The sequence below is a fragment of the Micromonospora mangrovicola genome (assembly GCF_047200535.1).
GTDB lineage: Bacteria > Actinomycetota > Actinomycetes > Mycobacteriales > Micromonosporaceae > Micromonospora.
This window is the reverse complement of the sequence record NZ_JBJZOG010000140.1, coordinates 1-13,029: the sequence shown is the minus strand read 5'-3', so window position 1 is coordinate 13,029 and position 13,029 is coordinate 1. Positions and strand designations below refer to the sequence as shown.

General features: G+C 70.1%; 12 protein-coding genes, 1 tRNA gene and 2 pseudogenes. 7 read left to right on the top strand and 8 right to left on the bottom strand.

Features of this window, described 5'->3' with window-relative positions; translation table 11 throughout:
* Nucleotides 1-8: 8 nt before the first annotated feature.
* Both ACL02O_RS31325 and ACL02O_RS31320 read right to left on the bottom strand, forming a co-directional pair.
* Nucleotides 9-1,802 carry an adenylyl cyclase gene (locus ACL02O_RS31325; RefSeq protein ID WP_412821789.1) on the bottom strand — a complete coding sequence of 598 codons (1,794 nt, stop codon included), beginning with the start codon at nucleotides 1,800-1,802 and terminating at the stop codon, nucleotides 9-11.
* 126 nt (nucleotides 1,803-1,928) lie between these two features.
* Nucleotides 1,929-2,282, bottom strand: a complete 354-nt coding sequence (locus tag ACL02O_RS31320) for a winged helix-turn-helix transcriptional regulator (RefSeq protein WP_412821788.1) — start codon at nucleotides 2,280-2,282, stop codon at nucleotides 1,929-1,931.
* Nucleotides 2,283-2,403: 121 nt separating this feature from the next.
* On the opposite strand from ACL02O_RS31320, the gene ACL02O_RS31315 reads away from it, so the two are divergent.
* On the top strand, nucleotides 2,404-3,249 hold the full coding sequence (locus ACL02O_RS31315; RefSeq protein WP_412821787.1) for an SDR family oxidoreductase: 846 nt from the start codon (nucleotides 2,404-2,406) through the stop codon (nucleotides 3,247-3,249).
* Nucleotides 3,250-3,292: 43 nt separating this feature from the next.
* Here the strand turns inward: ACL02O_RS31315 and ACL02O_RS31310 are convergent, their stop codons facing one another.
* The 3 genes from ACL02O_RS31310 to ACL02O_RS31300 all read right to left on the bottom strand — a co-directional run bounded on the left by ACL02O_RS31310 (nucleotide 3,293) and on the right by ACL02O_RS31300 (nucleotide 5,502).
* Nucleotides 3,293-4,069 carry an HAD-IIB family hydrolase gene (locus ACL02O_RS31310; RefSeq protein ID WP_412821786.1) on the bottom strand — a complete coding sequence of 259 codons (777 nt, stop codon included), beginning with the start codon at nucleotides 4,067-4,069 and terminating at the stop codon, nucleotides 3,293-3,295.
* Nucleotides 4,070-4,225: 156 nt separating this feature from the next.
* Nucleotides 4,226-4,819, bottom strand: a complete 594-nt coding sequence (locus ACL02O_RS31305) for a GNAT family N-acetyltransferase (protein ID WP_412821785.1) — start codon at nucleotides 4,817-4,819, stop codon at nucleotides 4,226-4,228.
* A complete protein-coding gene (locus ACL02O_RS31300; RefSeq protein WP_412821784.1) occupies nucleotides 4,819-5,502 on the bottom strand; it encodes a VOC family protein in 684 nt (227 codons plus the stop codon). Before ACL02O_RS31300 ends, ACL02O_RS31305 begins: the two co-directional genes overlap by 1 nt.
* A gap of 81 nt (nucleotides 5,503-5,583) precedes the next feature.
* On the opposite strand from ACL02O_RS31300, the gene ACL02O_RS31295 reads away from it, so the two are divergent.
* The 3 genes from ACL02O_RS31295 (at nucleotide 5,584) to ACL02O_RS31285 (ending at nucleotide 8,026) form a co-directional block, all read left to right on the top strand.
* Nucleotides 5,584-6,540: a helix-turn-helix transcriptional regulator gene (locus ACL02O_RS31295; RefSeq protein ID WP_412821783.1), complete on the top strand. Its 957-nt coding sequence runs from the start codon at nucleotides 5,584-5,586 to the stop codon at nucleotides 6,538-6,540.
* 80 nt (nucleotides 6,541-6,620) lie between these two features.
* Nucleotides 6,621-7,361 (top strand): class I SAM-dependent methyltransferase, encoded by a 741-nt coding sequence (locus tag ACL02O_RS31290; protein WP_412821782.1) that lies wholly within the window; start codon nucleotides 6,621-6,623, stop codon nucleotides 7,359-7,361.
* 11 nt (nucleotides 7,362-7,372) lie between these two features.
* Nucleotides 7,373-8,026: a transposase gene (locus ACL02O_RS31285; protein WP_412821781.1), complete on the top strand. Its 654-nt coding sequence runs from the start codon at nucleotides 7,373-7,375 to the stop codon at nucleotides 8,024-8,026.
* Nucleotides 8,027-8,228: 202 nt separating this feature from the next.
* Here ACL02O_RS31285 and ACL02O_RS31280 read toward each other — a convergent pair.
* A pseudogene (locus tag ACL02O_RS31280) lies at nucleotides 8,229-9,079 on the bottom strand (IS5 family transposase).
* Nucleotides 9,080-9,726: 647 nt separating this feature from the next.
* On the opposite strand from ACL02O_RS31280, the gene ACL02O_RS31275 reads away from it, so the two are divergent.
* Nucleotides 9,727-10,494, top strand: a complete 768-nt coding sequence (locus ACL02O_RS31275; RefSeq protein ID WP_412821780.1) for a hypothetical protein — start codon at nucleotides 9,727-9,729, stop codon at nucleotides 10,492-10,494.
* 132 nt (nucleotides 10,495-10,626) lie between these two features.
* Here ACL02O_RS31275 and ACL02O_RS31270 read toward each other — a convergent pair.
* Nucleotides 10,627-11,186 (bottom strand): annotated as a pseudogene (locus ACL02O_RS31270) (DinB family protein).
* 315 nt (nucleotides 11,187-11,501) lie between these two features.
* Nucleotides 11,502-11,577 (bottom strand) — tRNA-Arg (locus tag ACL02O_RS31265).
* 311 nt (nucleotides 11,578-11,888) lie between these two features.
* Here ACL02O_RS31265 and ACL02O_RS31260 point away from each other — a divergent pair.
* Entirely contained in the window at nucleotides 11,889-12,581 is a 693-nt protein-coding gene (locus ACL02O_RS31260) for a helix-turn-helix domain-containing protein (protein ID WP_412821779.1), read from the top strand.
* Nucleotides 12,578-12,949 carry an integrase core domain-containing protein gene (locus ACL02O_RS31255; protein WP_412821778.1) on the top strand — a complete coding sequence of 124 codons (372 nt, stop codon included), beginning with the start codon at nucleotides 12,578-12,580 and terminating at the stop codon, nucleotides 12,947-12,949. The genes ACL02O_RS31260 and ACL02O_RS31255 overlap by 4 nt, the downstream gene beginning before the upstream one ends.
* Nucleotides 12,950-13,029: the final 80 nt, after the last annotated feature.

Below are 13,029 nucleotides of genomic sequence, written 5' to 3'. Positions count from 1 at the left end.
TCCGCAGCTCAGGGGTAGCTGATCACCGGGCTCGTGCCGTACGAGCCGATGACCGGCGTACCGGCCTCGTTGATGGTGCGTTCGATGCCGCCGCTGCCATCGAGGAAAACGGTGATCGCGTCGTGGAACCGCACGCCGGCCCGGCGCGGGGCCTCAACCGCCCGGTCGCAGCGGATGTCCACGCCCTGGTTGAAGTACGAGTAGACGCCCATCCCCCACGCCTCGTGCTCCCGCACGTGCCCGGCGACCTTGTACGAGGCCCAGCCGTTGCCGGTGGGGCTGCGCCAGGCCGCCTGGCTCGGCGGGTCGTACGGCAGCTCGCTCTGGTAGAAGACCGTCCGGCCACGCTCGCCGTTCCACACCGTCTGCCAGCGCTGGTAGTGCTCGACGAAGAGGCCGTACGCGGTCACGTCGTCGCCGTTGACCACCACGCCCGTGTCGGCGGTGTTGACGGCCCAGCCGATGGTGCCCGCCTTGCCGTGGTCGCCGCGCCAGGCCCAGATGTTGTCGATCAGGGTGTGCCGGCTGTTCACCACCAGGCTGGTGACGGCCCGGCCGGCGGCCGGGCCGCCGATCCGGAAGAAGACGTCCTGGAGCGAGATCGGGTTGTCGCCGTGCGACCGGTGGCTGTGCGGCTTGCCGACCTCCACCAGCAGCTCCGACTCGACCGGCCCGGCGTCGACCAACACCCCGGCGATCCGTACGCCGTCGACGTCCTCGATCCGCAGGGCGGCGTCGCCGGTGGTCGGGAAGAGGCTGGGCATGCCGAGGCCGAGCACCACGGTGTCCGGGTGCTTGACTCGCAGCGCCCGGTCCAGGTGGTAGACGCCCGGAGTGAGCAGCAGGTGCCGGCCACGGGACAGCTCCTGGTTGATCCGCTTGGCCGAGTCGGTGGGCCGGGCGACGAAGAAGTCCGCCAGCGGCAGCGAGGGCACCGGCCGGGCGCCGGCGCCCCAGGTGGTGCCGGCGGTGTCGTGCCGCAGCGCGGGCACGGCCACCCGCCAGCCACCGGCCGCGTCCACGAAGAGGTACGGCTTCTCCCGGGTCACCGGGCTGGTCGGCAGGGTGGTGTACGGCGGGTTCGGGAAGCCCTGCGCCGGCGCGCCGAGCACGCCGGAGAACACCTGGTTCCAGACCCCGTTGGTCCAGTCGCCGCCGAGTTCACTGTCCCGGGTCAGCCACTGCTGCTGCGAGCCGTTGATGGTGATGCCGTCCACCTGGGAGTCGGCGATGTAGCCGCCGCTGGAGTAGCCACCGTTGCCGGGCTCCAGCCAGAGGATGCCCTTGACGTGCACCCGGCGCATCGGGGACGCCTGGGAGACCGCCCACTGGTTCGACCAGTCGGTCGGGGTGACGGCGAGGTTCTCCGCCGAGCGCCAGAAGTTGGTGAGGGCGGAGATCCCGGCGGGCGAGTTCGGGTCGGGCTGGCCGACCACCCGGACCGCGCCGTGGATCTCCACGTCGTCGGGGTGGACGCCGAGGCCGGCGACGGTGGTGTAGTAGCCGAGCTTCGCGTCGACCTCGTACCGGCCGGGCTTGAAGAGCACGGCGTACCGGTCGGCACCCATCTCGTTGTGTTCCTGCGCGGCGAAGATGCGGTCCAGGGTGGACTGGATCTCCTCGACCGGCGTGGTCGGGTCGTACACGTGGACGTTGGGGCCGAAGTCGGGTTCGGCGCCCTGGTCGCCGACTTCGGGCGCGGCGGTGGCCGGCACTGCGGGAAGCCCGAGGGCGGTCAGCGACGCCGCCGAGGCGGCGGTGAGGGTGAGAAAACGGCGACGGGAGCGGTCGAGTGGTCTCATCTGCCTGCCTGTCGGTGGTGGGATCGGTTCGGCCAGGGTTCGAGAGAGCGCTCTCATGGCCGGGACGTCCTGTTCCTACCCCATCGACACCGATCGCGCCAGGCCCCGCCGGTTCCGGAACCGCCGTCAGCGGGCGTCGTAGCGCGCCCGGGCGGCTTCCACCTCGGCGAGGTGGGTGGTGGCCCACGCCTCCAGGCCGGCGACCAGGTCGAGCAGGCTGCGGCCGAGGTCGGTGAGCGCGTAGTCGACCCGGGGCGGCACACTCGGGTGCACGGTTCGGGTGACGATGCCGTCGCGCTCCAGCCCGCGCAGGGTCTGGGTGAGCATCTTCTGGCTGATCCCGTCGACCCGCTCGGCGATCTCGCCGTAGCGCCGGTCGCCGCCGGCGAGGGTGAGCACGATCAGCACGCTCCAGCGGTCGCCGATCCGGTCGAGGACCTTCCGGCTGCCGCAGTTCCGGTTGAACGGGTCCGCCTGCACGGGCTCACTCTCTTTCAGTGTGTATCGAACTTGAAGGTGCCTACTCTCCAACGGGAAGTGGAGCCGACCTGTTCCCGTTGCCACTGGACGACAGATCGTGTCGCAACCACAGGGAGTCCTCATGTCCATCGTCGTCACCGGCGCCACCGGCCACCTCGGCCGTCTGACCATCGAGGCGCTGCTCGACCGGGGCGTACCCGCCGACCAGATCGTGGCGCTCGGCCGCGACACCGGCCGCCTCGCCGACCTCTCCGGACGCGGAGTGGCCACCCGGCGCGCCGACTACGACGACCCCGGGTCGCTCCGCGCCGCCTTCACCGGCGCCGAGAAGCTGATGTTCGTCTCCGGCAGCGAGGTCGGTAAGCGGGTGGTGCAGCACGGCAACGTGGTCACCGCCGCGAAGGAGGCCAATGTCGGGCTGATCGCCTACACCAGCATCGCGAACGCGGACACCTCCAGCCTGGTGCTCGCCGCCGAGCACAAGGCGACCGAGCAGTTGATCAAGGACTCCGGACTGCCGTACGTCTTCCTGCGCAACAGCTGGTACCTGGAGAACTACACCGGCCAGCTCCCCACGTACCTCGAGCACGGGGTGGCGGGCGCGGCGGGCGACGGGCGGGTCAGCGCCGCCACCCGCGCGGACTACGCCGCGGCCGCCGCCACGGTGCTCACCGGCTCCGGGCCGGCGAACACCCGGTACGAGCTGGGCGGCCCGCCCTTCACCATGACCGAACTCGCCACCGAGATCTCCCGGCAGGCCGGCACCCCGGTCTCCTACACCGACCTGCCCGTCGACCGGTACACCGAGCTGCTGGTCGCGGCCGGCCTGCCCGAGGGGTACGCGGCCGTGCTCGCCGACGGCGACCGCGGACTCGCCCAGGGCGAACTGGAGGTCGGCGACGACCTGGCCAAGCTGCTCGGGCGCACCCCGACGACGCTCGCCGAGGCGATCCGCGTCGCGCTCTGACGGCCACCCCCCTGGCCGCCGCCCCGGACGACCGGGGCGGCGGTCAGCCGCGCCCGGCGCGCAGCTTCACCAGGTCGTCGACCAGGGTCTCCACGTAGTCGGCGGTCTCCTCCCAGCGCGTGACCGTGACGCAGCGGATGCCCATCGCCTTGACCGGGTAGTCGTTGCCACCCACGTCGAGCCGGTCACCGACGAAGAGCACGTTGTCGATCTTCAGATCCAGGCACTCCAGCAGCTTGCGCATGCCGTACGCCTTGTCCACGCCCTTGCGGGTCACGTCGATCGAGGTCGAACCGCCGCCCCGGACCTCCAGGTCGGGCAGCTTCTCGGCGACCGCGTCCCGGAGCCGCTTCTTCTTGCTGCCGTCCGGGTCCCAGCCGTACTTCTCGTCCGGCGGAGCCGACTGGCCCAGCGCGGAGAAGGTGATCTGGCTGCCCCGGTCCTCGACGATGTCGCCCCAGGTCTTCGACTCCCAGAGGCCCAGCGCCCGCGCCGACTCGGTGAGCGCCGCGATCACCCGCGCCTTGTCCGCGTCGCTCAGGTCCTCGGCGTAGACCTGCCGCCACTGCCCGTCCGACCACCGGTAGTAACGGGTGCCGCAGGTCGGCATCAGATGCAGCCGGCTCCGCTGCTCCGCGGTCAGGTCGAGATGGGCCAGCACCTGCGCCTCGAACTGCTCGAACCGTCCCCCGGAAATGATCAGCACGTCCACCTCGGTGAGCAGGTGGCCGAGGAGTTCCGCCATCCGACGATCGATCTGGGACTTGGAGACAGCCAGGGTGTCGTCCAGGTCGAACGCCACCACTCGAAGATCGTTCATCAAGTACCACCATGTCGTCGCGGGCAGGTCAGGACTTAGCAGGGTACCGACGGTGACCGTCCGGCACCCGCGAACCCCGATCGTCACACTGCGCACTTCTCCCCCGCGGAGCGTAACAACGGGCTCCGGTCGCCACCGTCGGTTCCCGGGCCCGGGTCAGAAGTCGACCCGCATGACCAGTCGGCGCGGCGTCGGGTGGCTGACCTCGACGAACCCGGCGTCGGCGAAGACGCTGGGGCTGCCCACGTACAACTCTCCCCAGCTGGCTTCCCGCCCCGGCGGCAGAAGCAGCGGATAGCCCTCCAACGCGCGGGCACCGCGTTCCCGGGCGAAGTCGACGGCGGCCCGGGCGAGGGCGCGGCTGACGCCCCGGCGCCGGAAGCCCACCCGGGTGACGAAACAGGTCACCGCCCAGACACCCGGGTCGGTCCGGTCCTCGTCCCGGCCGGTCCACGGCACGCGGGTGTAGCGCAGGCGCGGGTACGCGGTACGCGCCTCGACCGCGCACCACCCCACCGGTTCACCGTCCAGATATGCGACGAGCCCGCTGGTGGCGTCGGCACCGGGACTGCCACAGCCGGTCTGCTCCCGCAGCCGCTCGGCCCGCGCCTCGACCGGAACCGACGCCCAGTCGCGGTCCCGGAGCTTGAACCACTGGCACTGGCAGCGCGCGGCCTCACCACGCCTGCCGAAGACGGTCTGCAGGTCGTCCCAGGTCGCCTCGTTGCCCGGCAGCACGGTGATCGGCATCAGGCCCCCTCCCCGGTCGCCGGGTCGAGCCACCCGGCGGTGCCCACGCAGGCCTCGTTGCCCTCCGGGTCGGCCAGCACCCACCACGACGGGGTGTGCGTGTCGTCGACCAGGCGCCCGCCGGCCGCGAGCGCTGCCGCGATCCGGGCCTCCGCCCGGTCGTACGGGACCCAGACGTCGATGTGCATCCGGTTGCGCTGCGGTCGCGGCGCGTCCATTCGCTGGAACCAGAACGCCGGCCCGCGCCCGTGCGGGTCGACGAGGTCCTCGGGGCTGCCGGCCCGGTACCCGTACCCGAGCAGGGCCCGCCAGAACGGCGTGACGTCGGCCAGGTCCAGCGCGTCGATGCTCACCTGCACGCTCTGCACGGCCGACGGGCCGGCGGGCACGCCCAGCTCGCGGGCCACCGCCGAGATCTCCCGGGCCAGGGCCAGGTCCCGCGCGGTCAGCCCGTAGTAGTCGGCGGTCAGCGTGATCAGACGTACGGCGACCCCGTCGGAACGCAGGTCGACACCGGGCGGATGGTCGTCGAGGCCGGGCAGCTCGCCGATCGCGCGCACCAGCCGCACCCCGGCCGCGAACGACCCGGTACGGAACCAGGCGCAGGCCCCCTCGCCCAGCACCCGCCAGTCCGCCACCCCGTCGGCCCGGTGGAACTGCTCGGCACTGATCCGCTCCGTCACCGTCGCTCCTCTCATCGCCACTGCGCAGTCTGCCGCCGATTCCCGACATCTTCTGTCGTATACGTGAGCCACCATGACGGGGTGCGTGCCTCCCGGATGATGACCCTGCTGCTCCAGCTCCAGGTGCACGGGCAGGCCAGCGCGCGGGAGCTGGCCCGCCGGCTGGAGGTCAGCGAGCGTACCGTCCAGCGGGACGTCGAGGCCCTGGTCGCGGCCGGGATCCCGGTGCGGGCGACCCGGGGGCCGGCGGGCGGCTACCGCCTCGACCGGGGCTACCGCACCCGGCTGACCGGGCTGGGGCTGGACGAGGCCGGCGCGCTGGCCTTCCTCGGTCTGGCCGGCCCGGCCGAGCAACTGGGGCTCGGCGAGTTGCTGGAGGGGGCCCGGGTCAAGGTCTGGGCGAGCCTGACCGGCGAGGCGCGGGAACGGGCCGCCCGGACCGCCGAACGGTTCCACCTCGACCCGACCCGCTGGTACGGCACCCCCGAGCCGGTGCCGTCGCTGCCCCAGCTCGCCGACGCGGTCTGGCGGGACCGCCGGGTACGCCTCGAGTACGTCCGCGACGGACGGACAACCACCCGGGACGTGGACCCGCTCGGTCTGGTGCTCGCCGCCGGGGACTGGTACCTGGTGGCCCGCCGGGACGGGCAGCGTCGCACGTACCGGGTCTCCCGGGTACGCGCGGTGGAGCCGCTGGACCAGCCGGTGGCCCGCCCACCCGGGTTCGACCTGGCCGGATCGTGGGCCGAGGCGCGCCGGGCGCTCGAGGACGAACCGGCCGCGGTCGAGGTGACCGTACGCGTGGCGGCCCCGGCGCTACCGCGCCTGCGCCGCCTGGTGCCGGTGCCCGGCAAGGACCAGGTGCCGGTCACCGCCACCGGGGAGATCGAGCTGACCGTCCCGTTCGAGAACGCCGGTTGGGCGGTGTCGGCGCTGCTCAGCCTCGGCTCCGCCGTGGAGGTGCTCGCGCCGGCGGAGCTGCGGAGGCGGGTGGCGGAGGAGGCGCGGGCCGTCGCCGCGCGCTACGCCGACACCTGAGCACGGACCCGACCCGCGGGTGGTGCGGCTGTTCCGAAAACCGGTCGACAACGACCGCGTCCACGGCCATCGTCGGGCCCATGCTGAGTCAGGAGGAGATCTGGGACGCCGCGGCGGCCCAGCGTTACGACACGCCCGGCACGGGCATGTTCGCGCCCGAGGTTCTGGGCCCGACCGTGGACCGTCTCGCCGAGCTCGCCAGCGACGGTCGGGTGCTCGAGTTCGCCGTCGGGACCGGCCGGGTGGCCGTCCCGCTCGCCGAACGGGGCGTATCCGTCACCGGCATCGAGTTGTCCCGCGCGATGGTCGACAAGCTGCGGACGAAGGCGGACGAGGCGGCGATCCCGGTGCTGATCGGGGACATGGCCACCACCGTCGCCCCCGGCGCCTTCTCGCTCGTCTACCTGGTCTACAACACCATCTCCAATCTGCAGACCCAGGTGGAGCAGGTCGAATGCTTCCGCAACGCGGCCCGCCACCTCACCCCCGGCGGGCGGTTCGTGATCGAACTCTGGGTGCCGGAGCTGCGCAGGCTGCCGCCGGGCCAGCAGGCCACCGTCTGGCACGTCGAGCCCGGCTACATCGGCCTGGACACCTACGACGTGCTGCACCAACGCGCCGTGTCGTACCACTTCCGCTTCGGCGAGGGCACCGAGGCGCGGCTCTCCCGCAGCCCGCACCGCTACATCTGGCCGGCCGAGCTGGACCTGATGGCGCAACTGGCGGGCTTCGAACTGGAGTCCCGGCACGCCGACTGGTCCGGCGCGGAATTCACCGCGGACTCCCGGTCCCACGTATCGGTCTACCGCCTGCCGGGTTGATCCCGCCGGCCGTGTCAGTCCATGACGCCGGGACGCTCCGGCGCACCCGGCCGATCGGCAGCGCCGGGTTGGCGGCGGTCTCGGCCAGTTCCGGGTCGTCGAGCAGCGCCGCGAGCCGCTACGGCGCCGGCGAAGTACTCGAAAGCCTGCATACTGCCGGGATCGACGCCAAGACCAAGGTCCAGCCACCGGTCGCGCCGCGTGGCAAGTTCACCAAGGACCAGTTCACCATCAACCTCGCCGCCGGCACGGTCACCTGCCCGAACCAGGTCACCATCGCGATCCGCCCGATCACCGGTCACGACCGTCACGCCGGGAAAGCCGACTTCGGCCGGGCCTGCACCGACTGCCCGCTCCGCACGCAGTGCACCGAGTCGAAGACCGGCCGGCAGATCACCATCAGCCGCTGGGAAACCCACCTCACGGCCGCCCGGACCCGGCAGAGCGACCCGGCCTGGCGGGCCGACTACCGCGCCACCCGCCCCAAAGTCGAACGCAAGATCGCCCACCTCATGCGCCGCCGCCACGGCGGCCGCCGCGCCCGCATGCGCGGCCTGCTCCGCGTCGCCGCCGACTTCAAACTCCTGGCCGCCGCCACCAACCTGGCCCGGCTCGCCACCCTCGGCCTCACCGGCAGCAGCCAGCTCAGCCCGGCCCCCGCCTGACCACCAGCAAGGACCCCGATCAGACGACTATCCAGCCCGGCAACAGCCCCTCAGCCCCCACAGCCGCCCGCCGAACCACCGATCAGCCAGCCCAGCAACTACCCCCTTCACGCCAACCAACGAGCCGTCAAACACACGGGTTGACCGGACCACCGATCAACCCGCGTTCAACACCAGTCACCTAGGCCGTGTGTTCAAAGAGTCACAACCATTGCAGTAGCGCGGCGATGGTGACGGTGGCCCGATACGACGTGGCGGTCTTGTCGTAGCGGGTCGCCACGCTGCGACACTGCTTGAGCCGGTTGAAGCAGCGTTCGACGACGTTGCGCCGCTTGTAGAGCTGCTTGTCGAACGCCGGTGGTCGGCCGCCGTGGCTGCCTCGCCGGCGGCGGTTGGCCTGCTGGTCGGCGCGTTCGGGGATGGTGTGTCCGATGCCGCGTCGGCGCAGGTCAGCTCGGATGGCCTTGGAGCTGTAGCCCTTGTCGGCGATGACGTGGTCCGGCCGGGCCCGGGGCCGGCCGGAACCTGGGCGCTCGACGCGGATGGCGGCCATGACCTGGGTGAAGCGGGCGCAGTCGTTGACGTTGCCACCGGAGAGAACAAACGCCAGGGTCCGGCCGAGGCCGTCGCAGGCGAGGTGAATCTTGGTGGTCAGTCCACCTCGACTTCGACCGAGGGCGTGATCTTGTGGTTCGTCCGTTTCTCGGCGCCCCCTTTAGCGCCGGCGGCGTGCTGGTGGGCTCGCACGATGGTCGAGTCCACCAACACCAGCCAGTCGATGTCCCCGGCGGCGTCCGCGTCGGCTTGGACACCGGCGAGCATCCGCTCGAACGTGCCGTCGAGGGCCCACCTGCGGAAACGAATGTAGATCGACTGCCAGGAACCGTAACGGGCGGGCACGTCCCGCCACGCCGCTCCGGCCCGGATCTTCCACACGATCCCGTTGAGCACCCGCCGGTCATCGGCACGAGGCCGACCACCGGTCACCACCGACGGCAGATACCTCGACAGCGCTTCCCACTCGACGTCAGACAACTCGTAGCGACGGCCCACGCGCTACATCATCCGACATCAAGATCCTTTGAAGACACCGCCTAGGGCGGCCAGTCGCCGCAGCTCCGGGTCGGGGTCGTCGGCGAAGCGGGCCAGCCCTTCGGTCGGGAACTGCGCCAGCGCGGGGGAGCCGGTCCCGACCGCATCCGCGGTACAGGCTCTCTCTTCTCGTGAGGATTCGACTGCGGCCCGCCACGCCAGCACCGATCAGCATCGGCACGAGGCAGAGCGTCACTTCGCGTCGGGCATGTCAGCGCGTCGTGACATGCCCGACGGCATGTAGGCGAGGCGCGTGCGAGCAGGCGATCTGCTGGTTACCAGCTCCTACCGAGGGCCAGCGGCAGGGCGCGAGCTCGCAGCAACTGCATCTGGGCGTGGGCGATCGCGTCGGTCAGGCTGCTGCGGTCAGCGCCGTTGCCACCGAATCCCCGGCCCTAACCACCGGACCGTGGGGCGAGGTCCTTACCGGCATCTTGCCTCGGTCGACCGCCGTCTCACCTGGCGCCTCACCCTTGTCTACATCGAGATCAGCCCGGAAAAGGGCTCAATGCTGCGCATGTGTCGGATCCCGGACTTGCTCGTCTCAAATTGATTCGTGACTCGCCACCCTTGAGGAAAGTCGTTGCAAGCGAGAGGAGAGCCCCCGCATGGAGATGACGCTGACACGTACGACAGTCCCGGTGATCACCTTTTCGATCGATCGACACGTCAACAACGCTGCGGCCAACGGCGACAATCCGCTTGACGGCATCGGCGTCTTCCACAACGTCTTCGTGGAACGCCTTGCGGTCGCCGCTGCCGTGTCCCGCCTCGACGACACTCCCATGTCGAGAGAAGCGGCGCTAACCGCGGCGAGGGAGGTCTTCAGTCAGTCAAAGAGGTGGCGGTTCCACTGCGTCTGTGTGCAGGAGGAAGGCTGCCCCTGCAAGACGATCTGGGACCTGGTGAGCCGCGTCTTCGATCGCGACGGCGTGGCGCGAGTCCTCGAGTCGTTCCGTAAGTTCCCGTCGAGCCCACTCACCGTGGAACAAGTCGAAGAGCTCGTGGGTCCTCATCTGTCCGAGGATTTTGATGCATTTTCCGGAGGGCTACGCCAAATGGTGGGCGATATCGAACACCTCTCGGCGGGCGAGCTTCGACTCAGCGAGTTCTTCCGGAAGATGAGAGATCGCGAATCACGTTGGCAACGCGAGAGCATCGCTCCGCGCGTCCTGGACAGCCTTCTCACCGGAGCGTCGGTGGCCCGGCACTCGGTCTTCAGCGAGTTGGTCAGCAAGCCAAATCCCGTCCAGGCCCCGGAATGGGCGAAGGACGATGCGATGTTTGGCATCGCCGGATCTGCGCTGTTCACCCCGGCCGTGGGCCTCGGCTGGGCGGGGATCGCGTCCATTTCGACGGCGACCGGGGTCTGGTGAGTGCGCCGCGCCGGGACGATCCCGGAGCGGCTTGACCCTGGCGCGACGTGGACCGGCAGAAGCTGGACTCGGCTGCGCGGTCAGGGTGCGATCGGAGCGGGTCCGCTATTTCTTTCGCCTGATGGCGACTGCTCACGCTGCTCGCTCGATCTTCACGTACCGGGCGCCCCAGCAGGCCGCGTTGCGTTGCGGGCTCGCGTACTCGGCTGTTGTCCCGGTCGAGCCGTCGAGCTGTTCGCGCAGGATGTCGGCATGTCCGGCGTGCCGGCCGGTCTCGGTGAGTATGTGGACCATGACGTTGACCAGCGTCACGTCGGGCCGTGGCCACCAGGGCACGTCGCCCGGGGAGTCGATGGCGAGGGCGGTGATCGTCGCGTCTGGGTGCATACGCGACGGTAGCGGTCGATGATCTCCTCGCGCGTCTCGTACTCGGTCGCCCACATGTCGTCGCCGCGCGGCCCGAGGTCGTCCCACCGGGGCAGCGATTCGGGAAAAGGCCGGTCGAAGACCTCGCCTAAGTACCTGGCCTCAGACAGAGCCTGGTGCTTGACCAGGCCGAGCAGGTTGGTCCCAGTCGAGGTCAGGGGGCGGCGGATGTCGTACTCGGAGAGCCCGTCGAGCTTCCAGAGCATCACCCCACGAATCTCTCGCAGATCGTGGTGCAGGTTCGCTTTCGCGAAGTCATTGATCAAGGAGGATGAGCCTGCCATACGCCGCTGGTACTCGCCCTCCCCGGACGGCAACCGCACACCGGCGACCGGCAGCGGAGCCGCCACGGCTTCCGCCGCCGGTTTCAGGCCCACCGTCCAGTCGGCTGGTGACACGCTCGTCGGCTCGGGCACGCAAACGCCAGCGTGACGACCCACCAGCGCGCCGTCGACGGCCGGGACGCGGAGGTCGCCCAGCACCTCGACGCAAGCAGGGCGAAGGTGGCGAGGCGACCGGGCACGCAGCGGGCGCGAACGCCCCGGAAGGCGGAACAATGATCGTTGATCAAGGCGGTGACCTGGTGCCCCCGGCAGGATTCGAACCTGCGACACACGGTTTAGGAAACCGTTGCTCTATCCCCTGAGCTACGAGGGCGCGAGGGCCTAGTCTAGCGACCTGGGCGTTCACCTGGGGTGGCAGGGAGTGGCCCACGTTCACCCACGTCACCCGTACCCTGTTCTCCCAGCCCAGGACCACACCCCGAGCACACGAACCCCGGATTGCGACCGGCGGTGTGCCGCGGTGACCCGCGTTGGCACGGGTTGACCCGGGTTGGCATCCGCTGGAGAGCACACACCGCGCACATCATCCAAGATCATGCGGGGCTGCCAGCTCCTGTACCGTGCCAAAACTCGTCGCACAGGGTGTGAGCTGCTGTTTCGCGACAATGACGCAGGATGGCAGGCGTGTTGGTTCGGCTGCTGTACCTGAGTGCGGTGCGGATGTTCGGCTGGTTGCCGCTGGCCACGTGCAGCGAGTCCGCGCTGGTCGCAGAGTTGCTGGTGCTGCGCCATGAGGTGGCGGTGCTACGCCGTCAGGTCGGTCGGCCGCTCCTGTCGTGGCCGGAGCGGGCGGTGTTGTCGGCGCTGGTCCGGGCACTGCCGCGGGAACTCTGGAGGCATCGGATCGTTACCCCAGCCACCCTGCTGGCCTGGCACCGCCGGCTGGTCCGCCAGCACTGGACCTACCCGAAGCGGCCCGGACGACCACCGATCAGCGACGACCTCCGTGACCTGATCCTGCGCTTGGCCAGGGAGAATCCCGGGTGGGGGCACCGGCGCATCCAAGGCGAACTCGTCGGGCTCGGCCATCGGGTCGGCGCTGGCACCATCCGTCGCATCCTCGCCAGTTCGAAGCGCGGTCCTGCCCCACGCGAGATCGACACCAATTGGAGGACGTTCCTGCGCGCGCAGGCGTCCGGTCTGCTGGCGACCGACTTCTTCCACATCGACACCGTCACGCTGCGGCGGTTGTATGTGCTGTTCGTCATGGAGATCACGACCCGACGGGTGCACATCCTCGGCGTCACCGCACACCCGACCGCTGCCTGGACTACCCAGCAGGCCCGCAACCTGGTGCTGGACCTCGGGACCGCGTGACACGATTCCGGTTTCTGATCCGCGACCGCGACGCGAAGTTCACCGCGTCTTTCGACACGGTGTTCGCCGCCGAAGGCATCGACGTGGTGAAGACTCCGCCGCGCACGCCCCGGGCGAACGCGTTCGCGGAACGCTTCGTGCGCAGTGTCCGGGTCGAGTGCACCGACCGGGTATTGATCTACAACGAACAGCACGCCCGTACCGTGTTACGCGACTATGAGGACCATTTCGACCGGCACCGGCCGCACCAGAGCCTGGATCAGCATCCACCCGACTACGACCCCGGTGTGGTCGTCGCGATCGACAAGCCGATCCGGCGGCGCCGCGTCCTGGGCGGCGTGATCAACGAGTATCACCGGGCAGCTTGAGCTACTCGCAAATTCGCAGCTCACAAGCCTGAAACAGAGTTTTGGCACCGTACAGGGTTCGTCCCGGCGAGGCTCGCCTT

What these genes read in the sequence shown, in the direction of transcription:
- ACL02O_RS31325 (WP_412821789.1), bottom strand. Translation starts at nt 1,802, where the DNA reads ATGAGACCACTCGACCGCTCCCGTCGCCGTTTTCTCACCCTCACCGCC.
- ACL02O_RS31315 (WP_412821787.1), top strand. Translation starts at nt 2,404, where the DNA reads ATGTCCATCGTCGTCACCGGCGCCACCGGCCACCTCGGCCGTCTGACC.
- ACL02O_RS31310 (WP_412821786.1), bottom strand. Translation starts at nt 4,069, where the DNA reads ATGAACGATCTTCGAGTGGTGGCGTTCGACCTGGACGACACCCTGGCT.
- ACL02O_RS31305 (WP_412821785.1), bottom strand. Translation starts at nt 4,819, where the DNA reads ATGCCGATCACCGTGCTGCCGGGCAACGAGGCGACCTGGGACGACCTG.
- ACL02O_RS31290 (WP_412821782.1), top strand. Translation starts at nt 6,621, where the DNA reads ATGCTGAGTCAGGAGGAGATCTGGGACGCCGCGGCGGCCCAGCGTTAC.
- ACL02O_RS31275 (WP_412821780.1), top strand. Translation starts at nt 9,727, where the DNA reads ATGGAGATGACGCTGACACGTACGACAGTCCCGGTGATCACCTTTTCG.